Origin of the sequence: Pseudomonas sp. p106, assembly GCF_003936645.1 — a bacterium.
Lineage (GTDB): Bacteria > Pseudomonadota > Gammaproteobacteria > Pseudomonadales > Pseudomonadaceae > Aquipseudomonas > Aquipseudomonas putida_E.
In genome coordinates this window covers 27646-49083 of record NZ_RHQR01000016.1, presented here as the reverse complement: position 1 = coordinate 49083, position 21438 = coordinate 27646, and the positions used below count along the sequence as shown (strand labels likewise).

Below are 21438 nucleotides of genomic sequence, written 5' to 3'. Positions count from 1 at the left end.
CGAAAAAGCTTCATCCGTAAAGATGCAGAAGCACAGCCCCTAACAACACCAGACTGACCCCACCAACCTGAGTGACCGACAGCCGCTCGCGATAAAAGAAGTACCCTAGGATCGCAGCAATGCCGCCCGACAGGGTACTGATGACGGTGACGACGGAAACCGAGCCATTGAGTGCGCCCCAAGAAAACGCGGAGAACCCGCCCAGGTTCAAAAGACTGGCGCCGCACAGTGAACCGAAGGTCTTCAAGCTGATCGTCGCGTGGTCCCGCAGCAACTTGAATCCCTCAGGGATTAGAAACATGACCCCCACTGCATAGCCCAGCGCCAACATGTTCACCGGCCCCAGCTGCGGCAAGGCGTACTTGCCCTGAATCCAGAAGCTGATGCCGTAAAGCATGGCCGCCAGCAAGGCAAACCCTACAGATATCGTGCTGGTGATCCTGCGCTCGAAATCACCGTCATGATGACTTCGGCTGGCCAGTAAAACCCCGAAGAAGCAAACGAGAATACCGCTCACCTGCCACCCTGACAGGGCGTCCCCCCCCAGCCACGCCAACAGGGTGGTAAAAACGCCATACGAGGTGACTAGGGGCGCCACAACTGCAGTTTTGCCAGCAGCAAATGCCTTCGACAGCGCCAATGCCCCCACAACGGTACATAAAGATGCTACTACCCCAACACCTAGCGCGCGCCAAGGCGCAGACATGAACTTTTCCAACTGACTGGCTGAAAAGACAATAATAATTGCCATTAGAACAAAGCCCAGCAACTGCCCGAAAAACACCGCTCGTTTAACCCCAACTGCTCGTGCGTTCACGCCGACCAAAAAGTCCGTCGCTCCCCAGAACGCCGCCGCCAGCAACCCCATGAATACGTCCAAGGCAATGTTCCTTATTATAAATGATCCCTGATCGCTCCAGACAGTAGTCGGGTTTATGACAAAAATCAAACCCCGCGGGACGGGGCCTTATAAACCCGGCATACTCTTTCGCGAGCGCGAAGCTAGCAACGAAATTAGCGGATTAGTCAATGCAGTTGAAACAACAGCCAGTACCAAAAGAACACTATAGGAACTTTCCGACAACACTCCTACCTCGAGTCCTACGCCAAGCACAACCAAATCCACAAGACCTTTCGTATTCATCAGTACGCCGACTTCAATGGAAACAATTGGTCTCAACCCCGATGCCCTAGCACCTATATATGAGCCCAGCACTTTGCCGATAGTCCCACCCAGCAGGAACAACAGCAGCCACAACCAAAGACTAGGCTCCCCGAAAGCGGCCAGCGAAACCTGAATACCTGAGCAGGCAAAGAAAATCGGGGTAAGAAAAAGATGACCGAACCTGCCGATCCAGCGGCGCCATGCCTGCTCCATCGAGAACAGGTCGTGAAACACGTAGGCCGCCATGACCGCGCCGATGGCCTGGTGGAACCCGAGCATCGCGGTAACCTGCGCTGATCCCAGGCAATAGACCAAGGCAACTGCGACACGGGAACGCTCACTTAATGCAGTGTGAGCGATGCGGTTTTTCAGCCATGGGCGGACCACTACGAACATCAGACCGGCATAAGCCAAAAGACCGCATACCTTGAGTAAGCTCTCGGACACGCCGCCCGCCCCACCTAAGTGCAATGCCAACACCATCGCCAGTGCAAACCAGGCGAACACATCGGTATACACCGCCGCCGAGAGCGACAATCGACCGGCTTGCCCATCAATGCCTCCATGCTCCTGGATTATCCTCACCAACACCGGCAGCGCTGTCACCGACAGTGCGACCCCACAGAAGATCACGTAGGACCAATAGGGCGGCGTCGGCGCAATAGACGGTTTCGACCAGGCGCCGATGACACAGCCGATGAAGAACGACAGCACGATTCCGAGACTCGCGATCAAGGCCGGGGCACGTTGCCCTCCCCGCCACTCTCCGACACCTGCGGCATGCCAGGGAACTTCGACCATCAGCATGATCAGCCCCAGTTCGCCGAGCGCTCGGACAATCTCTATCGATTCAGGTGTCAGCACCTTTGCCGACACTTGCGGAAACCAAGCCCCTAACAAAGTGGGACCCAGCAGTATACCGGCAACGATTTCCCCGATTACCCGGTTCTGGCCAAGCATCGTAGCCACACGCCCGCAGACTGCACAGGCGAGCAAGATCAAACACACCAGCACTAACCAGTTCGACATGGATTTGCCCTCACCCAACACCTGCCGTTGATCCTCTAGCTAGGCAAACGCCAGCTTCAGACGCTCATGAACGGTATCCGAATGCCTGCGCAGTACTTCAGGATCCTTATGGATGAGGTAGACAAAACCCCAAGCCGACAGAAAGTCTCGTGTCGCCTTGATGGCCTCGCCTTTCTCCACAAAAAAGCCAAGCTCATGAAACGAATCGAGCTCTTCGATCAGCGTGATACCTTCAATTCCCGTCACAGTGCCGCTCTGTTCAGAAATCAGGCAACAGATACAGAAATGCTTGTCGTAGTGCGGGACTGCCAAGGTGAGCGGCGCATGACCCAAATAGATATCTATGTTGAGGTCGTAGCAGTTAAGCCCGGTGCACAACTCGATCAATGAAGGCACATTTGCACCGGGCAGGCGGCCGTTCTGTTCGATGATGAAGTGTCCCGCCGAGTTGATCTTGAACTCAATATCGTTGATGCCAATGTTGGCCTCGATGGCCGAGTTGACTTCGGATATGTAGGCAAATGCCTGGCGCGCCTGATCGCTTAAGGGCGAAATGGATCGAATGTTGCGATAGACACTGGGGTGGTCACCGACGCGGATCTTTTCGTATTCGGCGAAGCAGAGAATCTGTCGCCCCGACCCCCCCAGATTTGCAGTAACAATAAAGTATTCAGGGCCTTCGACATACGCCTCCACCAAAGCATGCTTTTCCTCCTGCGCTCCAGGCTCGAAATTGCTTTCGATGGCCCCCAGAGCCTTGTACATATCACCTCTGGACTGGCAGACCTTAACATTCCTCGCACCTGTGCCCTCGGTCGGCTTAACCACCACGGGGAAAGCAATACCCGGATCATGGCCCTCGGCCAGGTCATTCCTGGAAAGCCTGAACGCAGGCATGACCGGGACGCCCTCGTGTTGCAGACGACGCTTCATTTCAAGCTTGTTGATCCGCGCAGCACAGGTTGGGATCGGGTTGCCCGCCAAGCCCAAGTGAGCCGCCAACCCGTCGCTTATTCGCAATGCAGAATCGGAACCGGGGATGACCGCATGCACCTCTCTTCCGGCCATGCTGATCTTCGCCTGTTCCAGGTTCTCGACATGCACCACCTCGTCGAATTCGTCGACTCCATGCAGCTTCTGCAAACGCCCGGGAAATTGCTTGCGGGTCACTAGGGCCAACGCGTGATAACCCTTACGGCGAATATCATGTCCATAGCGCCGGGCCGAACTGATCGGGTCGATGACGACCACCGTCTGTCGATGAGTTATCATCCCAGGCTCCGCATGGTCTTATACATGTAGTGGTAGTAACGCAGCGCGACGTTGTAGCGGATCATCACGCCCAGAGAGAGTTCGCGCACTACATCCTCACCACCCGCCGCGTAATGCTGCAGCACTGTTTCGTACCAGGCGGCGCTGTGCCGGGTGTCGATGCTGATATGGGCCTTGTGATAGGCGATCACGTCTTTTGGCAAGCCCAAGCGCTCCATGGCCGCCGTGGTGGCACCAAAGCGTACCGGCGCCGATCCCTCCACCAACCCCATCGCACCGATAAGGCGCATGTTGAACTCGCGGCGTACGGCCCACATCAGCAGGATGTTGCCATTCATCAGGCACTCAAGGGGGGGCACCTGCACGCTGACACCCGCCTTTTCCAACAGATCACGCATGTAGCTGGAAGAGGTGCGGAACATCGTGGTGTGCACGGCGGCGAAGTCTCCATTGCCCATTTCATCCCAATAGTTCTCGCCGGCGACCATCTTGCACCGAATCGGCATACCCAACTGAGCCACTGCCATCAGGTCATCGAAAGAACCATCAACCATTTCCTCCATGCAGATGTAGTAAGCGACCTGTTCAGAACTGGCCTGGTGGCGCATGAAGTCCACGAAGAAGCGAATATCTTCATTGATCCTCTTCTCGTACATGACGTACCACGAGAGAAATGCATCCTGTGTAGTGGGCAGGTCACGCAGATCAACTAGGCCCTCCTCGACCGCGGTCCATTCATCCTCCATCTGCTCCACAATGTTGCGGGCCAATCTGACCGATTGCCGTGCAGCCACAAGTTGTGCCGGATCTCCGAGAAAACAGCGATAATAGTCGGCAAGTTGCTGTTGTGTATTCCGAGCTAATTCTTTCATCTCCACTCCTCAGTACAGAACGGTCGGTACTTCGCTGCAGCGCAGGTCAAAAGCGTCATGAGATGGCCCAACCTCGTGCAATCGCGTGAGTCGGGTATGGGCCTCGCGTAAGGTGGGGATATGACTTTCCTCGACCCACCACAACACTACCCGGGGGCGTAAGATGGGCTCGAACCACTCCCTTCCACGCCGCATGAATGACTTGTGCGAGGTGTTATAGAGAAAGTCCTTGAGTGATTCGACGTCCCTCCACAGCGAGAGCGTGTAGAGATAACCCTCGCCCCATAACTGATCCAGCAGCGGCTGATCCTCTTCGGTCTCACGCCAGATGAACCCCGGATGTTGCTCAGCTAGAGCGTTCACATAGCTGGTCGAGGCATAGAACTCTTCCATTCTGGTGTCTCCCTTGGGAAACTTGGGTTTCACCAGATCGAAATGTGCAAGTACACGCTTCATGGTGCCTCCCAGGCCTGGAGTTCGATAATGTTTCGATCGGGATCACGGACGTATATGAAGGTGCAAATACCTACCCCCTCGACAGGCTGCCTCGCCAACTTCCCTAGCAGCCATCCACCTGAGCTGATCACTTTTGCACATACAGCTTCCACGTCGGAAACTTCAAATGCGATGTGGCTAAAGCCGCGCGAATTGGCAAACTTTTCCGGTTCATCATGAAAATGACAATACTGAAATACTTCTAGCGTCGGCCCGCCCTCCCCGTTACCGGGCAACCGAAGATGTATGCCTTCGATCTCCGGTTTTATCAACCCGGTACCATCTGCCACCGATTGCCCTGAAAGCCGACGCACAGGGCCGACCGGAACACAGCCAAATACATCAACATAGAACTTGGCTATCTTTTTCCAGTCAGTGGCGATCAGGTTAGCGTGTGAGTATTTGACCTTGGTCATGCGCTAATCCTCAAACTTCAATCCCGGAAGACGAAGGTTTCGTGCTCGACTTCCCGATCCTTGTCCCTCGCCCTTTCCCACGTGGTGTTGAGAATGATGCGGGTGACATCTTGTGTCAGTGGTTTAACCCGATGCAGCGTGGTGTCTGCCTTGAGCAGATAGACATCACCTGTGACGTGGAAGTAGGAGTCGATCTTGTTTTCCACCAATAAGTTTTCTACTCGGGGGTTCTGCTTATCCCAATACGTATGCGGTACGCACTCCAACAAACCTCCTGCCTCGAGTGCCGGTGCCTCGACGATCCAAATGATCGTGTAGGGGTAGTCGCCCCAATGCCAACCATGGGTATCACCTGACTTATGCTGACTGTTAATGATGAAGTTATCCCACTTCCAAGGGGTTGGGATAACCTCCTCCTTAACTATGTGACTGATCAAACTACTCAGGTAGCGAGACCTATAAGCATGCGGAATATACCGCCCATGGGCTTCGATGCTTTCCTGAGGAACGTTACTCAAATAGCGCGGCGTGTTGCCCGTCGATTCAATCAAAAAATCCCGGCGCTTTGAAAAATTTGCCAAGAGGTACTTCACATCGACAGAAATTTGATCGCGTACTTCAGGATGGATCAGGTTATTAATCTTCAAATATCCATCCCTGGCAAACCGATGCTGTTCCCAGAAAAAGTCTCGCCCTTCGAAAGGATCTGAACTCAGTATATCTGTGACTTGCTCCAGATTTTGTTTAACAGCAGCACGCTCTGACATATGAACACTCCGTATTTGTTAAGGGGTCACGTGTTTAATGGCACGTTCAAATCCTACCCCCTCAACCTGCACGGATATACCCCACACGCAGACTTGCACTCCTTCCTCAAACCATGTAATGCCCTATTAAAAGTATCGCGCCTTCTTTGATTCGGCACATCGGACTCTTAAATGTCCCTTATACTCACCCGGGCTCTTCGACTCAGAAACGCCGGATCGAGTATGAGGCGGTTTGCCCGCGACGCGCGGGCGGGTCGATATCATGGGCGCTGAATTTTTGCGCCAAACACATCGGGCCCCACCACATTTCCTGCCATGCACCCAGAAGCAATACATCCATTTGCCGTAAGACATTTCTGAACCTTAAACCAAATGCTTCAGAATCAGCATGCTTGGGAATTGCCCTACTCGCGCTGCTGAAGTATCGCTGCTGTCTGGGAAAAGCCTCAGGGATAACGTTTTAGGGTCGTTTAGACAACCGGCCGTGAGAACCCGACTGATACAATGCATCGCAGTTATGGCGGCCGTGCGCAGGCAGGCTTGTCCTGGCGAGGTTTGCATTTGTTCCTCGGTTTCTCACCCCTTGCACGGCTGCCAACCATAATCCGTAAGAAAGAGTTAGGTGGCAGTTTCCTTAAGCCGAACAAAGTTCACATGCCATGAAAAGATTGCCCCCCCCCCGCAAACCTGCCATCACACCATTATTCACCGTCCAATCCGATATGTATCCACCCAACGTCCTGCCCCACGTCAGCGAACTGCTAAGCGACGTCATCGAAACCATTGAGAACGCTGCCGAGCTCGGGCGGGCGAACCCGGCCTGAACATGCTGAGCAATAGCATCCATGCTAGCGAGATCGCCCTTTCACTAGTGGAGCACGTTCTTGATCGGCTCTGCGGCCAACATGTCGAGGACTGATGGCAAGCGAAGCGCTGCGCTGCCAGCAAAGCCATACGCGTCACTGCCAGGTTTCACGCTGCTGGGTGGCGGTCTGCCGATCCTGGACGCGAACGGCGAACACATCGGCGGTATCGGTATCAGCGGCGCAACGCCTGAGCTGGACGCGCAATTTGCCTAAGCAGCGCCGGACAGCGGGGTATGAACTCACATATGAAAAAACCCAAGGCAAATGCCCTGGGTTTCGGTGTAGCGCGACGCCTGACCGTTTTTATCAGAACGGAATATCGTCATCAAAGCTGTCAAAGTCAGCAGCCGGCTGCGGCGCGGGCTGTTGCGGCGCTGGGCGCTGCTGGGCCTGTTGCGGGCGCGGGGCCTGCTGACGCGGTGGGGCCTGGTTGTACTGTTGCTGCTGGCCACCCTGGTTGTAGTTGTTACCACCACCCTGGTTGTACTGGTCGCCGCCACCTTGCTGGTTCTGCGGACGGCCACCGAGCAGCTGCATGGTGCCCTGCATGTCGACGATGATTTCGGTGGTGTAACGCTTGATGCCGTCTTTTTCCCACTCGCGGGTCTGCAGCTTGCCTTCGATGTACACCTGCGAACCCTTGCGCAGGTATTCGCCAGCGATTTCAGCAACCTTGCCGAACATCGACACACGGTGCCACTCGGTACGCTCGACCTTTTGGCCCGACTGCTTGTCGGTCCACTGCTCGCTGGTAGCCAGGCTCAGGTTGGTCACGGCGTTACCGTTGGGCAGGTAGCGGACTTCGGGATCCTGGCCACAGGTGCCGACCAGAATGACTTTGTTAACCCCACGGGCCATAACGTTCTCCTAGGCTTCGCACGCCGATGAGGCTGGGTTCACCAGACGCTCGAGGGTCGCACGGTCCAAAATTTTCGTATCCAGTTTGATATAGATGGCAGCTTCTTCTGCCACCACAACGGCGTCGGTCACACCCGGCACGGCCATCAGGCGCTCGGTCAGGCCGGCTTCCCGGACTGCCTCAGGCGTCAGTGGCATGCGCAGGCTGGTCACATAAGGCGGCTCGTTCATGCGCAACGCGACCACCAGCCATACGGCACACAGCACCGCGCAACCGAGGAACACCGTGTTCAGCCCACCGTGCTGGAACAGCCAGCCACCAAGGATTCCACCCAGCGCTGCGCCAAGGAACTGGCTGGTGGAATACACCCCCATCGCCGTCCCCTTGCCGCCAGCAGGCGACACCTTGCTAACCAGCGACGGCAGCGATGCCTCCAGCAGGTTGAATGCAGTAAAGAATACCACGGTGCCAATCACCAGTCCGCGCAAGTTGTCAGCCCACTGCCAGAAGAACACCTCCACCAGCAGCAACACACTGACCGCTCCAGCCAATACGCGTTTCATCTTGCGCTTTTTTTCGCCGTAGATGATGAACGGGACCATTGCAAAAAATGAGATGAACAGCGCGGTCAGGTATACCCACCAATGCTCTTCCTTGGGCAAGCCGCCGCGCTCGACGAAGGCCAGAGGCAGCGCGACGAAGCTCGCCATGAGGATCGCGTGGAGGATGAAGATACCGGTGTCCAGGCGCAGAAGGTCCGGATGGCGCAGGGTTGGGCCGAGCGCCTGGCGCGCCACACCCGACTCGCGGTGCTGCAAAGTGCTGTGGGTGTTGGGCACGACAAAAGCGATCAGCAAAATGCCGACCAGGGCAAGTCCTGCCGTGGCGAGGAACAATCCTGACAGGCCGAAGGCGCTGGTGAGAAGCGGGCCGACGACCATCGCCACGGCGAACGACAGGCCGATGCTCATGCCGATCATGGCCATGGCCTTGGTACGGTGCTGCTCGCGGGTCAGGTCGGACAGCAGCGCCATGACTGCAGCAGAAATTGCCCCGGCGCCTTGCAGAATGCGCCCGGCAATCACGCCCCAGATGGAGTCGGCTTGAGCCGCCAGCACACTGCCCAGGGCGAAGATCACCAGGCCCAGATAGATCACCGGACGTCGCCCGATGCGGTCGGAAATCATCCCGAACGGGATCTGAAAAAACGCCTGGGTCAGGCCATAGGCACCGATGGCCAGGCCGATCAGCGCGGGCGTGGCGCCGGCCATGTCCATGCCGTAAGTGGCCAGCACCGGCAGGACCATGAACATGCCCAGCATACGAAAGGCAAAGACCAGGGCCAGGCCGCCAGCGGCGCGCGTTTCGCTGCCACTCATGCGCTCGTTGTGGGTGTCGTGCATGGATTAACCTCGTGTGAACCGGCGGCGATTCTATCAGTCCGACAGCTTGACGGCATCTACGCGACGCTTTGCCGCGTACTGGCAGCGCGCCGTATACTTCCTTGTTTATGCCCGCCAAGCGAGGCCGCAGTGGACAAGATCCTGATTCGTGGGGCACGTACCCACAACCTGAAGAACATCGACCTGACCCTGCCGCGGGACAAGCTGATCGTGATCACCGGCTTGTCCGGGTCGGGGAAGTCTTCCCTGGCATTCGATACCTTGTACGCCGAGGGTCAGCGCCGCTATGTGGAATCGCTGTCGGCCTACGCCCGGCAATTCCTGTCGATGATGGAAAAACCTGACGTCGACACCATCGAAGGCCTGTCGCCCGCCATCTCCATCGAGCAGAAGTCGACTTCGCACAACCCGCGTTCGACGGTAGGTACCATCACCGAAATCTACGACTACCTACGCCTGCTTTATGCTCGCGTGGGTACGCCGCGCTGCCCGGACCACGACATTCCGCTGGAGGCGCAGACCATCAGCCAGATGGTCGACCTGGTGCTGGAGCGCCCGGAGGGCAGCAAGCTGATGCTGCTGGCACCGGTGATCCGCGAGCGCAAGGGTGAGCACCTGGCCGTGTTCGACGAATTGCGTGCCCAGGGCTTCGTTCGGGCACGCGTCAACGGCAAGCTCTACGAACTCGACGAACTGCCCAAGCTGGACAAGCAGAAGAAGCACAGCATCGATGTGGTAGTGGACCGCTTCAAGGTCCGCGCCGACCTGCAACAACGCCTTGCCGAGTCATTCGAGACCGCTCTCAAGCTGGCCGACGGCATCGCCCTGGTTGCACCGATGGACGATGAGGAAGGCGAAGAGACGATCTTCTCCGCCCGCTTCGCCTGCCCGGTCTGCGGCCATGCGATAAGCGAGCTGGAGCCCAAGCTGTTCTCCTTCAACAACCCGGCCGGCGCCTGCCCGACCTGCGACGGCCTGGGGGTGAAGCAATTTTTCGATATCAAGCGTCTGGTCAACAGCGAGCTGACATTGGCCGAGGGTGCTATCCGCGGCTGGGATCGGCGCAACGTCTATTACTTCCAGATGCTTGGCTCGCTGGCAGCGCATTACGGCTTCAGCCTGGAGGAGCCGTTCGGCGAGCTGTCGGCCGAACACCAGAAAGTGATCCTGCAAGGCAGCGGCAAGCAGAGCGTCGACTTCAAGTACCTGAACGACCGTGGCGATATCGTCAAGCGTTCGCACCCGTTCGAAGGGATCGTGCCCAACCTGGAGCGGCGTTACCGCGAGACCGAATCGGCCACGGTGCGCGAGGAGCTGGCCAAGTTCCTCGGCACCCAGCCCTGCCCCGACTGCCGCGGCACCCGCCTGCGCCGGGAAGCCCGTCATGTCTGGGTAGGCGAAAAAACCCTGCCGGCGGTGACCAACCTGCCTATCGGTGAAGCCAGCAGCTACTTCGGCGAGCTGACCTTGACCGGGCGTCGCGGTGAAATCGCTGCAAAGATCCTCAAGGAAATCTGCGAACGCCTACAGTTTCTGGTCAACGTCGGCCTGGACTACCTCACCCTGGATCGCAGTGCCGACACCCTGTCCGGCGGCGAAGCGCAGCGGATCCGCCTTGCCAGCCAGATTGGTGCAGGGCTGGTCGGAGTGATGTATATCCTTGATGAGCCGTCCATCGGTCTTCATCAACGCGACAACGACCGCCTGCTCGCCACCCTGAACCACCTGCGCGATCTGGGTAATACCGTGATCGTGGTCGAGCACGACGAAGACGCCATTCGCCTGGCTGACTACGTGGTGGACATCGGCCCGGGTGCCGGCGTACACGGTGGCCAGATCGTTGCCGAGGGCACGCCTCAGGAAGTCATGGCACATCCCGACTCGCTGACCGGGAAGTACCTGTCTGGGCGCAAGAAAATCGCTGTACCGGCCAAACGCACCCCCCGCGACAAAAAGCTGTCCCTCAAGCTCAAGGGTGCGCGTGGCAACAACCTGCAGAATGTTGATCTGGAAATCCCGATCGGTCTGCTGACCTGCGTGACTGGCGTATCCGGCTCGGGCAAGTCGACGTTGATCAACAACACGCTGTATCCCCTGGCCGCTACAGCCCTCAATGGTGCGAGCAGCCTGGAAGCCGCCCCGCACAGCAACATGGATGGCCTGCAGCACCTGGACAAGGTTGTCGATATCGACCAGAGCCCGATCGGCCGCACACCGCGTTCGAACCCGGCGACCTATACCGGCATCTTTACCCCGATTCGCGAGCTGTTTTCCGGCGTGCCGGAATCGCGCTCGCGCGGCTACGGCCCAGGGCGTTTCTCGTTCAACGTCAAGGGCGGGCGTTGCGAGGCGTGCCAAGGCGATGGGCTGATCAAGGTGGAGATGCACTTCCTGCCAGATATCTACGTGCCGTGCGACGTGTGCAAGAGCAAGCGCTACAACCGCGAAACCCTGGAGATCAAATACAAGGGCAAGAACATCCACGAGGTGCTGGAAATGACCATCGAGGATGCTCGCGAATTCTTCGATGCGGTGCCGGCCCTGGCGCGCAAGCTGCAAACCCTGATGGATGTGGGGCTGTCTTACATCAAACTGGGGCAGTCGGCGACCACGCTGTCGGGCGGTGAAGCGCAAAGGGTCAAGCTCTCACGCGAACTGTCCAAGCGCGATACTGGCAAGACGTTGTACATCCTTGACGAGCCGACCACCGGCCTGCACTTCGCCGATATCCAGCAGTTGTTGGATGTGTTGCATCGCCTGCGCGACCACGGCAACACCGTGGTGGTTATCGAACATAACCTCGATGTGATCAAGACCGCGGACTGGTTGGTTGACCTGGGCCCGGAGGGTGGTTCAAAGGGTGGGCAAATTATTGCCAGCGGTACACCGGAAGAGCTGGCAAAGATGAAGCAGTCGTACACAGGGCACTATCTCAAACCGCTTCTGGAGCGTGACCGGGCCTGATCTGCCTGTGCATGAAAAAGCCCCTGGTTACCGATGGTGCCAGGGGCTCTTTTTTAGTCTGTGGATAACTTACATCTGCGACTGCAGGTAGTTTTCCAGGCCGATGGCCTTGATCAGGCCCTGCTGCTTCTCAAGCCAGTAGGTGTGATCTTCTTCGGTATCGGCCAGCTGGGCACGCAGGATATCGCGACTGATGTAGTCCTTGTGCAGCTCGCACAGCTCGATACCCTTGCACAGGGCGGCACGAACCTTGTACTCAAGCTTGAGGTCCGCTTCGATCATTTCCGGCACGGTGCTGCCCACTTCCAGGTCATCCGCGCGCATATCGGGGGTGCCTTCGAGCATGAGGATACGCCGCATCAGCGCATCGGCGTGCTGGGTTTCCTCTTCCATCTCATGGTTGATGCGTTCGTAGAGCTTGGACAGGCCCCAGTCTTCGTACATGCGCGAGTGAATGAAGTACTGATCGCGTGCGGCCAGTTCGCCCTTCAGCAACGTGACGAGATAATTGATTACGTCCGGGTGACCTTGCATCGCCCTGATTCTCCGTGTGGATACGTCTAATGAAACATAGTTTGAACCAGGAATTGCTTGCGGTCACTGAAAACTGCGCAATCAGGGGCAAAAAATCGGGTAAACAGTAGTGATATTCATTGAAAAACCGCCCAAATGAGGGCGGTTCTTCTTATCACTTCGAGTTAGGCGAGATTCACGCCCAATGCCTTGGCGATGCCTTCACCGTAGGCTGGGTCAGCCCTGAAGAAGTACTGCAACTGACGCTGGATGACATCTTCACTGACGCCTGCCATGGTTCCAGCGATATTGCTGATCAGCAGTGCCTTTTGCTCATCGCTCATCAAGCGGAACAGTGCACCGGCGTGGCTGTAATAGTCGTTGTCTTCACGGTGATCGTAGCGATCAGCTGCTCCATTGAGGGCCAATGCAGGTTCGCCATGGTCAGGCGACTGCTTAGGCGCGTCGCGATAGCTGTTGGGCTCGTAATTGGGCGCACCGCCATAACTACCAAAAGCCATCGAACCATCACGCTGGTAGCTATTGACCGGGCAGCGTGGCGCGTTGACGGGCAACTGCTGATGGTTGGTGCCCACGCGGTAGCGATGCGCATCGGCATAGGCGAACACGCGGCCCTGCAGCATGCGATCTGGCGAAAGCCCCACGCCCGGCACCATGTTGCTCGGGCCAAACGCTGCCTGCTCGACTTCGGCGAAATAGTTGAGCGGGTTGCGGTTAAGTTCCAGCACACCTACCTCGATCAACGGATAGTCCTTCTGCGACCAGGTCTTGGTCACATCGAACGGATTTTCATCGCGACTGGCCGCCTCCTCTTCAGTCATGACCTGAATGCACACGGTCCAACGCGGGTAGTCTGCGCGTTCGATGGCCTCGAACAGGTCGCGCTGGGCGTAGTCAGGGTCTGTACCGGCCAGGCGCGCAGCATCGGCGGGCGTAAGGTTCTTGATGCCTTGTTGGGTCTTGAAGTGCCATTTGACCCAGGTACGCTCGCCAGCAGCGCTGATCAGGCTATAGGTGTGGCTGCCGAAGCCGTGCATGTGGCGGTAGCCGTCCGGGATGCCACGATCAGAGAACAGGATGGTGACCTGGTGCAACGCCTCCGGCGAATGCGACCAGAAGTCCCACATCATCTGGGCGTTCTTCAGGTTGGTTTGCGGGTGGCGCTTCTGGGTGTGAATAAAGTCCGGGAATTTTAGCGGGTCACGAATGAAGAAAACCGGGGTGTTGTTACCCACGATGTCCCAGTTGCCTTCCTCGGTGTAAAACTTTACTGCAAAGCCACGAGGATCACGCTCGGTATCTGCCGAACCGCGCTCGCCACCGACGGTAGAAAAACGCAGGAAGGTTTCAGTCTGCTTACCAATCGTGTCGAACAGCTTGGCCTTGGTGAATCGAGTGATGTCCTGGGTGACTGTAAAGGTGCCATAGGCTCCGGAGCCCTTGGCGTGCACACGCCGTTCAGGGATGTTCTCTCGGTTGAAGTGAGCGAGTTTCTCGATCAGGTGGAAATCGTCGAGCAGCAGCGGGCCGCGCGGGCCAGCAGAGCGGGAATTCTGGTTGTCAGCTACGGGGGCACCGCTGGCGGTGGTGAGAATCTTGCTCATGGGCTCTCCATATCGGTCTTGGACTGCCGGCGAATCGGCTTGGACAGGAGTATCGACGAGCGGTTGTTTCAAAACAAATTCATTACATGTCTTGTATCAATAGAAATAAACAATACCTGCAGAAACAAAAAACCGGGCACTAGGCCCGGTTTTCTGTAGCAGACAGAACGTCTTACTCGGCAGCTTCTACAGCACCACCGACTGGACGATCAACCAGCTCGACGTACGCCATAGGCGCGTTGTCGCCAGCGCGGAAACCGCACTTCAGGATGCGCAGGTAGCCGCCCTGACGGGTGGCGTAACGCTTGCCCAGATCGTTGAACAGTTTGCCAACAGCCGACTTCGAACGGGTACGGTCGAAGGCCAGACGGCGGTTAGCAACGCTGTCTTCCTTGGCCAAGGTGATCAGCGGCTCGGCAACGCGGCGCAGTTCCTTGGCTTTCGGCAGGGTGGTTTTGATCAGCTCGTGCTCGATCAGCGACACAGCCATGTTCTGGAACATAGCTTTGCGGTGAGAGCTGGTACGGCTCAGGTGACGTCCACTTTTACGATGACGCATGATTCATTCCTTACCAAACACTACGTTCGGTGATTACGACGATCAGGCGGTCGCCTTGTCGTCTTTCTTAAGACTTGCAGGCGGCCAGTTGTCGAGGCGCATGCCGAGAGACAGACCACGAGAGGCCAGCACGTCCTTGATTTCAGTCAGGGACTTCTTGCCCAGGTTAGGAGTCTTCAACAGCTCTACTTCGGTACGCTGAATCAGGTCGCCGATGTAGTAGATGTTCTCCGCCTTGAGGCAGTTGGCCGAACGTACAGTCAGTTCCAGGTCGTCAACCGGACGCAGCAGGATCGGATCGATCTCGTCTTCCTGCTCGACTACGACAGGCTCGCTGTCACCTTTGAGGTCGACGAACGCGGCCAGCTGCTGTTGCAGGATGGTCGCAGCGCGGCGGATAGCCTCTTCAGGATCCAGGGTGCCGTTGGTTTCCAGATCAATGACCAGCTTGTCCAGGTTGGTACGCTGTTCAACACGGGCGTTCTCGACCACATAGGCGATACGACGCACCGGGCTGAACGAAGCGTCCAGCTGCAGACGGCCAATGCTACGGCTTTCGTCTTCGTCGGTTTGACGGGAGTCAGCCGGCTCGTAACCGCGACCACGAGCTACAGTGAGCTTCATGTTCAGGGCGCCGTTGGACGCCAGGTTCGCGATTACGTGATCGGGGTTGACGATCTCGACATCGTGATCCAGCTGAATATCGGCAGCGGTAACCACCCCCGAACCCTTTTTCGACAAGGTCAGCGTAACTTCGTCACGACCGTGCAGTTTGATAGCCAAGCCTTTAAGGTTCAACAGGATTTCAATTACGTCTTCCTGTACACCTTCGATCGCGGAGTACTCATGGAGTACGCCATCGATCTCGGCCTCGACTACTGCACAGCCAGGCATGGAGGACAACAGGATGCGGCGCAGCGCGTTGCCCAGGGTATGGCCGAAGCCACGCTCGAGAGGCTCGAGCGTGATCTTGGCGCGGGTCGGACTGACTACCTGCACATCAATATGGCGGGGAGTCAGGAACTCATTTACCGAAATCTGCATGGATGCACCTATTTTCTAGCCCTTACTTGGAGTAGAGCTCGACAATCAGGTTTTCGTTGATGTCGGCAGACAGGTCGCCGCGAGCAGGAACGTTCTTGAAAACGCCCGACTTCTTAGCGGAATCTACGTCTACCCACTCAACGCGGCCACGCTGGGCGCACAGTTCAAGGGCTTGAACAATGCGCAGCTGGTTCGACGACTTCTCGCGAACCGCGACCACGTCACCCGGACGAACTTGGTAGGATGGAATGTTTACAGTCTTACCGTTGACGCTGATCGCTTTGTGCGAAACCAGCTGACGGGACTCGGAACGAGTCGAGCCGAAGCCCATACGGTAGACGACGTTATCCAGACGGCACTCGAGCAGTTGCAGCAGGTTCTCACCGGTTGCGCCTTTTTTCGAGGCAGCAGCCTGGTAGTAACCGCGGAACTGACGCTCCAGAACACCGTAGATACGACGGACTTTTTGTTTCTCGCGCAGCTGGGTACCGTAGTCGGACTGACGGCCACGGCGCTGGCCGTGGATACCTGGGGCTGCTTCGATGTTGCACTTCGATTCCAGAGCGCGAACGCCGCTCTTCAGGAACAGGTCGGTGCCTTCACGACGAGACAGTTTGCATTTTGGACCAATGTAACGTGCCATTCTTCTGTCTCCTGATTACACGCGGCGCTTCTTCGGCGGACGGCACCCGTTGTGCGGGATTGGCGTCACGTCGGTGATGCTGGCGATCTTGTAGCCGCAGCTGTTCAATGCACGAACGGCGGACTCACGACCTGGACCTGGACCCTTGACGTTTACGTCGAGGTTCTTAAGACCGTATTCCAGCGCAGCTTGACCAGCACGCTCAGCAGCGATCTGAGCTGCGAACGGGGTGGATTTGCGCGAACCACGGAAACCCGAACCACCGGAGGTCGCCCAGGACAAAGCATTGCCCTGACGGTCGGTGATGGTCACGATGGTGTTGTTGAAAGACGCATGGATGTGGGCGATGCCATCAACCACTGTCTTTTTGACTTTCTTACGAGGACGAGCAGCAGGTTTTGCCATGTCTATATTCCTGGGCGATTACTTGCGGATCGGCTTACGCGGGCCCTTACGGGTGCGTGCGTTGGTCTTGGTGCGCTGACCGCGAACCGGCAGACCTTTACGATGACGCAGGCCGCGGTAGCAACCCAGGTCCATCAAGCGCTTGATCTTCATGTTGACGTCACGACGCAGGTCACCTTCGGTGGTGAACTTCGCAACTTCGCCACGCAGGGTTTCGATTTGCTCGTCGCTCAGATCCTTGATCTTAGCGGCTGGATTTACACCAGCATCTGCACAGATCTTCTGTGCAGTTGTGCGACCGACACCATAGATGTAGGTCAGCGAGATAACAGTATGCTTGTTATCTGGAATGTTGACGCCTGCAATACGGGCCATTCAGTGGGACTCCAATTGACAGCTACCTACGCCCCGGAAGCCAAGAAATAGGGCGCGAGATAATATCGCTGTAGAAACGAATAATCAACCCAGCAGCACACTAGCTGCTGGGTTTGAAACGCAGATCACACTCAGCCTTGGCGCTGTTTGTGACGCGGTTCCGAGCTGCAGATCACTCGTACGACGCCTTCGCGACGGATGATCTTGCAGTTGCGGCACAGCTTTTTCACCGATGCACGAACTTTCATTACCGACTCCTCGAACCTTAGGGGCGTATCAGCGCAGCAAACCGCTGCCACCGTAGCCTTTCAGGTTGGCTTTCTTCATCAGGGATTCGTACTGGTGCGAAACGAGGTGCGATTGTACTTGGGACATGAAGTCCATCACAACCACTACCACAATCAGCAACGAGGTCCCGCCAAGGTAGAACGGCACATTTGCTGCCACCACCAGGAACTGGGGCAGAAGGCAGACGGCCATCATGTAAAGAGCACCGAACATGGTCAAACGAGTCAGAACGCCATCAATGTAGCGCGCCGACTGCTCACCAGGACGGATACCCGGAATAAAGGCACCGGACTTCTTCAGGTTTTCCGCTACGTCTTTCGGGTTGAACATCAACGCTGTGTAGAAGAAGCAGAAGAAAATGATCCCTGCACTAAACAGCAGAATGTTCAACGGCTGACCAGGAGCGATCGACTGCGAGATGTCCTGCAGCCAGCCCATACCTTCGGACTGACCGAACCAGGCACCCAGCGAAGCCGGGAACAGCAGAATGCTGCTCGCGAAAATGGCCGGGATAACCCCCGCCATGTTCACTTTAAGCGGCAAGTGGCTGGTCTGCGCTGCAAAGACCTTGCGGCCCTGCTGACGCTTGGCGTAGTGAACGGCGATACGACGCTGACCACGCTCAATGAACACCACGAAACCGATAATCGCTACTGCCAGCAAACCGATAGCGACCAGGGCGAAAATGTTGATATCGCCTGTGCGCGCAGACTCGAAAGACTGCCCGATTGCTCTCGGAAGACCGGCAACGATACCTGCGAAAATCAACATCGAGATACCGTTGCCCACACCGCGCTCGGTGATCTGCTCACCCAGCCACATCATGAACATCGCGCCTGCCACAAACGTGGAAACCGCGACGACATGGAAGCCAAGGCCCGCAGAAAACGCCACGCCCTGGTTGGCCAGGCCAATGGACATGCCAATGGCTTGAACCAGCGCCAGAATAACGGTGCCGTAGCGGGTGTACTGGCTGATCTTGCGACGGCCAGCTTCACCTTCCTTCTTCAACTGCTCCAGTTGCGGGCTGACCGCGGTCATCAGCTGCATGATGATCGATGCCGAGATGTACGGCATGATCCCCAATGCAAAGATGCTCATGCGCTCAAGCGCGCCACCGGAAAACATGTTGAACAAGCTAAGAATGGTCCCCTCATTCTGCCGAAACAGATCCGCCAGACGGTCCGGATTGATGCCTGGAACCGGGATATGCGCACCTATCCGATAGACGATGATCGCCATGAACAGAAAGCGCAGACGAGCCCAGAGTTCCGACATCCCGCCCTTACCGAGCGAAGAGAGAGCACCTTGCTTAGCCATTTATTCCTCGAATTTGCCGCCAGCTGCTTCGATAGCCGCACGCGCACCCTTGGTGGCTGCGATACCCTTGATGGTGACTGCGCGAGTAACTTCGCCAGACAGCATGATTTTCACACGCTGAATGTGCTGGTTGATCACGTTGGCATCCTTCAGGGATTGCACGGAGATCACGTCGCCTTCCACTTTGGCCAGCTCGGACAGACGCACTTCTGCGCGGTCCATGGCTTTCAGGGAAACGAAGCCGAACTTCGGCAGGCGACGGTGCAGCGGCTGTTGACCGCCTTCGAAGCCCGGAGCGATCGAACCACCCGAACGGGAGGTCTGACCTTTGTGGCCACGGCCGCCGGTCTTGCCCAGACCGCTACCGATACCACGACCCGGACGATGCTTTTCGCGACGGGAACCCGGCGCTGGACTCAGATCATTGAGTTTCATCGATTAACCCTCGACGCGCAGCATGTAGTAAGCCTTGTTGATCATCCCGCGGTTCTCGGGAGTATCCTGGACTTCTACAGTGTGACCGATGCGACGCAGACCCAGACCTTTAACGCACAGTTTGTGGTTAGGGATACGGCCCGAGACGCTCTTGATCAGCGTTACTTTTACGGTTGCCATGATCAGAAGATCTCCTCAACGCTCTTGCCGCGCTTGGCAGCAATGGACTCAGGAGATTGCATGGCTTTCAGACCCTTGAAGGTGGCGTAAACCACGTTCACTGGGTTGGTCGAACCGTAGCACTTGGCCAGGACGTTCTGAACACCAGCAACTTCCAGGACAGCACGCATGGCGCCGCCGGCGATGATACCGGTACCTTCCGAAGCAGGCTGCATGTAAACCTTCGAGGCGCCGTGGGCGGCCTTGGTGGCGTACTGCAGGGTGGTGCCCTTCAGGTCAACCTGGATCATGTTGCGACGAGCAGCTTCCATGGCTTTCTGAATCGCGGCAGGTACTTCGCGCGATTTGCCACGGCCGAAGCCGACGCGACCTTTACCATCACCAACCACGGTCAGCGCGGTGAAGGTGAAGATACGGCCGCCTTTAACGGTTTTAGCTACGCGGTTAACTTGAACCAGCTTCTCGATGTAGCCTTCGTCGCGCTTTTGATCGTTATTTGCCATAACTTAGAACTCCAGCCCGCCTTCACGAGCAGCATCAGCCAGCGCTTTGACGCGGCCATGGTACTTGAAGCCGGAACGGTCAAAGGCAACTTGAGATACACCGGCGGCTTTCGCACGCTCAGCTACCAGCTTGCCAACCTTAGTGGCCGCGTCGATGTTGCCAGTGGCGCCATCACGCAGGTCTTTGTCCAAGGTCGAGGCGCTTGCCAAAACCTTGCTGCCGTCGGCCGAAATGACCTGGGCGTAGATGTGCTGCGAGGAGCGGAACACGCACAGGCGCACGACTTCGAGTTCGTGCATCTTGAGACGTGCTTTGCGAGCGCGACGCAGTCGAGTAACTTTTTTGTCGGTCATTTGCTAGGCCCTACTTCTTCTTGGCTTCTTTACGACGGACTACTTCGTCCGCGTAACGCACACCCTTGCCTTTGTAAGGCTCTGGCGGACGGAAGTCGCGGATTTCAGCGGCCACCTGACCTACCAGCTGCTTGTCGATACCCTTGATCAGGATGTCGGTTTGGCTGGGAGTTTCAGCAGTGATACCGGCTGGCAGTTCGTAGTCCACTGGATGCGAGAAGCCCAGAGCCAGGTTCAGGACGGTGCCTTTAGCCTGTGCCTTGTAACCAACACCGACCAGCTGGAGCTTGCGCTCAAAGCCTTGGCTTACGCCCTGGACCATGTTGTTGACCAGAGCACGGGTAGTACCGGCCATGGCGCGAGCTTGCTGATCACCGTTGCGAGCGACGAAACGCAGTTCGCCGGACTCTTCGGTAACTTCAACAGACGAGTGAACGTTCAGTTCGAGAGTGCCTTTGGCACCCTTCACCGAAAGCTGCTGACCGGCGAATTTGACTTCGACACCAGCTGGCAGCTTAACGGGGTTCTTAGCGACGCGAGACATGCCTATCTCCCCTTAGAACACTGTGCACAGAACTTCGCCGCCGACACCGGCAGCGCGCGCAGCGCGGTCAGTCATCACACCTTTGTTGGTGGAGACGATAGACACGCCCAGGCCGCCACGAACTTTCGGCAGGTCTGTGACGGACTTGTACTGGCGCAGGCCAGGACGGCTGGAACGCTTCAGTTCCTCGATGACCGGACGGCCTTCGAAGTACTTGAGTTCGATCGACAGGGACGGCTTGGCCTCACCAGTAACCTGGTAGCCAGCGATGTAACCTTCGTCTTTCAGAACTTTGGCAACCGCGACCTTCAGAGTGGAGGAAGGCATGCTTACGACGGACTTTTCAGCCATCTGGGCATTACGGATGCGAGTTAGCATGTCCGCTAACGGGTCCTGCATACTCATGGGCTAGATGCTCCTGATACAAGAATTATTAGCCTTGCGGCTATCACAACCACCCAAGCAGGCAGGGTAAAAACCCGGGCTCAGGTGAGCCGGTCATTCTAGACACAAGACAGAAACGAAACAAGCCCCATGAAGGG

The 21438-nt window shown here is 57.0% G+C and carries 26 protein-coding genes; 2 read left to right on the top strand and 24 right to left on the bottom strand.

Going from position 1 to position 21438, the window contains the following annotated elements:
- Positions 1-10 precede the first annotated feature (10 nt).
- From EGJ09_RS19165 to EGJ09_RS19135, 7 genes are all read right to left on the bottom strand, one after another.
- Entirely contained in the window at positions 11-880 is an 870-nt protein-coding gene (locus EGJ09_RS19165; protein WP_046788125.1) for a DMT family transporter, read from the bottom strand.
- An 87-nt stretch (positions 881-967) separates the two neighbouring features.
- On the bottom strand, positions 968-2194 hold the full coding sequence (locus tag EGJ09_RS19160; protein WP_046788126.1) for a cation:proton antiporter: 1227 nt from the start codon (positions 2192-2194) through the stop codon (positions 968-970).
- A 39-nt stretch (positions 2195-2233) separates the two neighbouring features.
- A complete protein-coding gene (locus EGJ09_RS19155) occupies positions 2234-3466 on the bottom strand; it encodes an ATP-grasp domain-containing protein (protein WP_125924558.1) in 1233 nt (410 codons plus the stop codon).
- Positions 3463-4338 carry an iron-containing redox enzyme family protein gene (locus EGJ09_RS19150; RefSeq protein ID WP_080952214.1) on the bottom strand — a complete coding sequence of 292 codons (876 nt, stop codon included), beginning with the start codon at positions 4336-4338 and terminating at the stop codon, positions 3463-3465. Before EGJ09_RS19150 ends, EGJ09_RS19155 begins: the two co-directional genes overlap by 4 nt.
- Positions 4339-4347: 9 nt before the next feature.
- The gene (locus EGJ09_RS19145; RefSeq protein WP_046788128.1) at positions 4348-4794 is read right to left on the bottom strand and encodes a DUF3291 domain-containing protein; all 447 of its coding nucleotides are present in this window, start codon (positions 4792-4794) and stop codon (positions 4348-4350) included.
- Complete coding sequence (locus tag EGJ09_RS19140) at positions 4791-5249, bottom strand: VOC family protein (protein ID WP_046788129.1); 459 nt, start codon at positions 5247-5249, stop codon at positions 4791-4793. Before EGJ09_RS19140 ends, EGJ09_RS19145 begins: the two co-directional genes overlap by 4 nt.
- Positions 5250-5266: 17 nt before the next feature.
- Complete coding sequence (locus EGJ09_RS19135; protein WP_125924557.1) at positions 5267-6016, bottom strand: ArpA protein; 750 nt, start codon at positions 6014-6016, stop codon at positions 5267-5269.
- A 905-nt stretch (positions 6017-6921) separates the two neighbouring features.
- Between EGJ09_RS19135 and EGJ09_RS19125 the strand changes: the two genes are divergently transcribed.
- The gene (locus EGJ09_RS19125; protein WP_125924556.1) at positions 6922-7095 is read left to right on the top strand and encodes a heme-binding protein; all 174 of its coding nucleotides are present in this window, start codon (positions 6922-6924) and stop codon (positions 7093-7095) included.
- A 93-nt stretch (positions 7096-7188) separates the two neighbouring features.
- Here the strand turns inward: EGJ09_RS19125 and EGJ09_RS19120 are convergent, their stop codons facing one another.
- Together EGJ09_RS19120 and EGJ09_RS19115 are read right to left on the bottom strand one after the other, a co-directional pair.
- On the bottom strand, positions 7189-7740 hold the full coding sequence (locus EGJ09_RS19120; protein ID WP_012316509.1) for a single-stranded DNA-binding protein: 552 nt from the start codon (positions 7738-7740) through the stop codon (positions 7189-7191).
- Positions 7741-7749: 9 nt separating this feature from the next.
- Entirely contained in the window at positions 7750-9144 is a 1395-nt protein-coding gene (locus EGJ09_RS19115) for an MFS transporter (RefSeq protein WP_046788131.1), read from the bottom strand.
- Positions 9145-9273: 129 nt separating this feature from the next.
- Between EGJ09_RS19115 and uvrA the strand changes: the two genes are divergently transcribed.
- Positions 9274-12108, top strand: a complete 2835-nt coding sequence (gene uvrA / locus EGJ09_RS19110; protein ID WP_177433171.1) for an excinuclease ABC subunit UvrA — start codon at positions 9274-9276, stop codon at positions 12106-12108.
- A gap of 69 nt (positions 12109-12177) precedes the next feature.
- Here uvrA and bfr read toward each other — a convergent pair whose 3' ends face one another.
- The 15 genes from bfr to rpsH form a co-directional block, all read right to left on the bottom strand.
- Positions 12178-12642, bottom strand: a complete 465-nt coding sequence (gene bfr, locus EGJ09_RS19105) for a bacterioferritin (RefSeq protein WP_012316512.1) — start codon at positions 12640-12642, stop codon at positions 12178-12180.
- A gap of 164 nt (positions 12643-12806) precedes the next feature.
- A complete protein-coding gene (locus EGJ09_RS19100) occupies positions 12807-14246 on the bottom strand; it encodes a catalase (protein WP_046788134.1) in 1440 nt (479 codons plus the stop codon).
- Positions 14247-14418: 172 nt separating this feature from the next.
- The gene (gene rplQ / locus EGJ09_RS19095) at positions 14419-14805 is read right to left on the bottom strand and encodes a 50S ribosomal protein L17 (protein WP_003255451.1); all 387 of its coding nucleotides are present in this window, start codon (positions 14803-14805) and stop codon (positions 14419-14421) included.
- A gap of 42 nt (positions 14806-14847) precedes the next feature.
- Positions 14848-15849: a DNA-directed RNA polymerase subunit alpha gene (gene rpoA, locus EGJ09_RS19090; protein WP_003255452.1), complete on the bottom strand. Its 1002-nt coding sequence runs from the start codon at positions 15847-15849 to the stop codon at positions 14848-14850.
- A 22-nt stretch (positions 15850-15871) separates the two neighbouring features.
- Positions 15872-16492, bottom strand: a complete 621-nt coding sequence (rpsD, locus tag EGJ09_RS19085) for a 30S ribosomal protein S4 (RefSeq protein ID WP_012316514.1) — start codon at positions 16490-16492, stop codon at positions 15872-15874.
- Positions 16493-16507: 15 nt separating this feature from the next.
- Positions 16508-16897 (bottom strand): 30S ribosomal protein S11, encoded by a 390-nt coding sequence (gene rpsK / locus EGJ09_RS19080; protein WP_003255454.1) that lies wholly within the window; start codon positions 16895-16897, stop codon positions 16508-16510.
- Between the two features lie 18 nt (positions 16898-16915).
- Complete coding sequence (gene rpsM, locus EGJ09_RS19075) at positions 16916-17272, bottom strand: 30S ribosomal protein S13 (protein WP_012316515.1); 357 nt, start codon at positions 17270-17272, stop codon at positions 16916-16918.
- A gap of 131 nt (positions 17273-17403) precedes the next feature.
- Positions 17404-17520 (bottom strand): 50S ribosomal protein L36, encoded by a 117-nt coding sequence (gene rpmJ, locus EGJ09_RS19070; protein ID WP_046788135.1) that lies wholly within the window; start codon positions 17518-17520, stop codon positions 17404-17406.
- Between the two features lie 28 nt (positions 17521-17548).
- Positions 17549-18880, bottom strand: coding sequence for a preprotein translocase subunit SecY (gene secY / locus EGJ09_RS19065; protein WP_003255459.1), 1332 nt, complete (start codon positions 18878-18880; stop codon positions 17549-17551).
- Positions 18881-19315, bottom strand: a complete 435-nt coding sequence (rplO, locus tag EGJ09_RS19060) for a 50S ribosomal protein L15 (RefSeq protein WP_003255461.1) — start codon at positions 19313-19315, stop codon at positions 18881-18883.
- A 3-nt stretch (positions 19316-19318) separates the two neighbouring features.
- On the bottom strand, positions 19319-19495 hold the full coding sequence (gene rpmD / locus EGJ09_RS19055; RefSeq protein WP_008089798.1) for a 50S ribosomal protein L30: 177 nt from the start codon (positions 19493-19495) through the stop codon (positions 19319-19321).
- Positions 19496-19497: 2 nt separating this feature from the next.
- Positions 19498-19998: a 30S ribosomal protein S5 gene (rpsE, locus tag EGJ09_RS19050; protein ID WP_003255465.1), complete on the bottom strand. Its 501-nt coding sequence runs from the start codon at positions 19996-19998 to the stop codon at positions 19498-19500.
- A 3-nt stretch (positions 19999-20001) separates the two neighbouring features.
- Positions 20002-20352, bottom strand: a complete 351-nt coding sequence (rplR, locus tag EGJ09_RS19045; protein WP_008089801.1) for a 50S ribosomal protein L18 — start codon at positions 20350-20352, stop codon at positions 20002-20004.
- 10 nt (positions 20353-20362) lie between these two features.
- Positions 20363-20896: a 50S ribosomal protein L6 gene (gene rplF, locus EGJ09_RS19040; RefSeq protein WP_009681972.1), complete on the bottom strand. Its 534-nt coding sequence runs from the start codon at positions 20894-20896 to the stop codon at positions 20363-20365.
- Between the two features lie 12 nt (positions 20897-20908).
- The gene (gene rpsH / locus EGJ09_RS19035) at positions 20909-21301 is read right to left on the bottom strand and encodes a 30S ribosomal protein S8 (protein ID WP_008089805.1); all 393 of its coding nucleotides are present in this window, start codon (positions 21299-21301) and stop codon (positions 20909-20911) included.
- Positions 21302-21438: the final 137 nt, after the last annotated feature.

What these genes read in the sequence shown, in the direction of transcription:
- bfr (WP_012316512.1), bottom strand. Translation starts at nt 12,642, where the DNA reads ATGCAAGGTCACCCGGACGTAATCAATTATCTCGTCACGTTGCTGAAG.
- rpoA (WP_003255452.1), bottom strand. Translation starts at nt 15,849, where the DNA reads ATGCAGATTTCGGTAAATGAGTTCCTGACTCCCCGCCATATTGATGTG.
- rpsM (WP_012316515.1), bottom strand. Translation starts at nt 17,272, where the DNA reads ATGGCCCGTATTGCAGGCGTCAACATTCCAGATAACAAGCATACTGTT.
- EGJ09_RS19160 (WP_046788126.1), bottom strand. Translation starts at nt 2,194, where the DNA reads ATGTCGAACTGGTTAGTGCTGGTGTGTTTGATCTTGCTCGCCTGTGCA.
- EGJ09_RS19120 (WP_012316509.1), bottom strand. Translation starts at nt 7,740, where the DNA reads ATGGCCCGTGGGGTTAACAAAGTCATTCTGGTCGGCACCTGTGGCCAG.
- EGJ09_RS19100 (WP_046788134.1), bottom strand. Translation starts at nt 14,246, where the DNA reads ATGAGCAAGATTCTCACCACCGCCAGCGGTGCCCCCGTAGCTGACAAC.
- rpsH (WP_008089805.1), bottom strand. Translation starts at nt 21,301, where the DNA reads ATGAGTATGCAGGACCCGTTAGCGGACATGCTAACTCGCATCCGTAAT.
- secY (WP_003255459.1), bottom strand. Translation starts at nt 18,880, where the DNA reads ATGGCTAAGCAAGGTGCTCTCTCTTCGCTCGGTAAGGGCGGGATGTCG.
- rpmJ (WP_046788135.1), bottom strand. Translation starts at nt 17,520, where the DNA reads ATGAAAGTTCGTGCATCGGTGAAAAAGCTGTGCCGCAACTGCAAGATC.
- EGJ09_RS19125 (WP_125924556.1), top strand. Translation starts at nt 6,922, where the DNA reads ATGTCGAGGACTGATGGCAAGCGAAGCGCTGCGCTGCCAGCAAAGCCA.
- rpsD (WP_012316514.1), bottom strand. Translation starts at nt 16,492, where the DNA reads ATGGCACGTTACATTGGTCCAAAATGCAAACTGTCTCGTCGTGAAGGC.
- EGJ09_RS19140 (WP_046788129.1), bottom strand. Translation starts at nt 5,249, where the DNA reads ATGACCAAGGTCAAATACTCACACGCTAACCTGATCGCCACTGACTGG.
- EGJ09_RS19145 (WP_046788128.1), bottom strand. Translation starts at nt 4,794, where the DNA reads ATGAAGCGTGTACTTGCACATTTCGATCTGGTGAAACCCAAGTTTCCC.
- EGJ09_RS19150 (WP_080952214.1), bottom strand. Translation starts at nt 4,338, where the DNA reads ATGAAAGAATTAGCTCGGAATACACAACAGCAACTTGCCGACTATTAT.
- EGJ09_RS19135 (WP_125924557.1), bottom strand. Translation starts at nt 6,016, where the DNA reads ATGTCAGAGCGTGCTGCTGTTAAACAAAATCTGGAGCAAGTCACAGAT.
- EGJ09_RS19115 (WP_046788131.1), bottom strand. Translation starts at nt 9,144, where the DNA reads ATGCACGACACCCACAACGAGCGCATGAGTGGCAGCGAAACGCGCGCC.
- rplO (WP_003255461.1), bottom strand. Translation starts at nt 19,315, where the DNA reads ATGAAACTCAATGATCTGAGTCCAGCGCCGGGTTCCCGTCGCGAAAAG.
- rpmD (WP_008089798.1), bottom strand. Translation starts at nt 19,495, where the DNA reads ATGGCAACCGTAAAAGTAACGCTGATCAAGAGCGTCTCGGGCCGTATC.
- rplR (WP_008089801.1), bottom strand. Translation starts at nt 20,352, where the DNA reads ATGACCGACAAAAAAGTTACTCGACTGCGTCGCGCTCGCAAAGCACGT.
- rpsE (WP_003255465.1), bottom strand. Translation starts at nt 19,998, where the DNA reads ATGGCAAATAACGATCAAAAGCGCGACGAAGGCTACATCGAGAAGCTG.
- rplQ (WP_003255451.1), bottom strand. Translation starts at nt 14,805, where the DNA reads ATGCGTCATCGTAAAAGTGGACGTCACCTGAGCCGTACCAGCTCTCAC.
- rplF (WP_009681972.1), bottom strand. Translation starts at nt 20,896, where the DNA reads ATGTCTCGCGTCGCTAAGAACCCCGTTAAGCTGCCAGCTGGTGTCGAA.
- rpsK (WP_003255454.1), bottom strand. Translation starts at nt 16,897, where the DNA reads ATGGCAAAACCTGCTGCTCGTCCTCGTAAGAAAGTCAAAAAGACAGTG.
- EGJ09_RS19155 (WP_125924558.1), bottom strand. Translation starts at nt 3,466, where the DNA reads ATGATAACTCATCGACAGACGGTGGTCGTCATCGACCCGATCAGTTCG.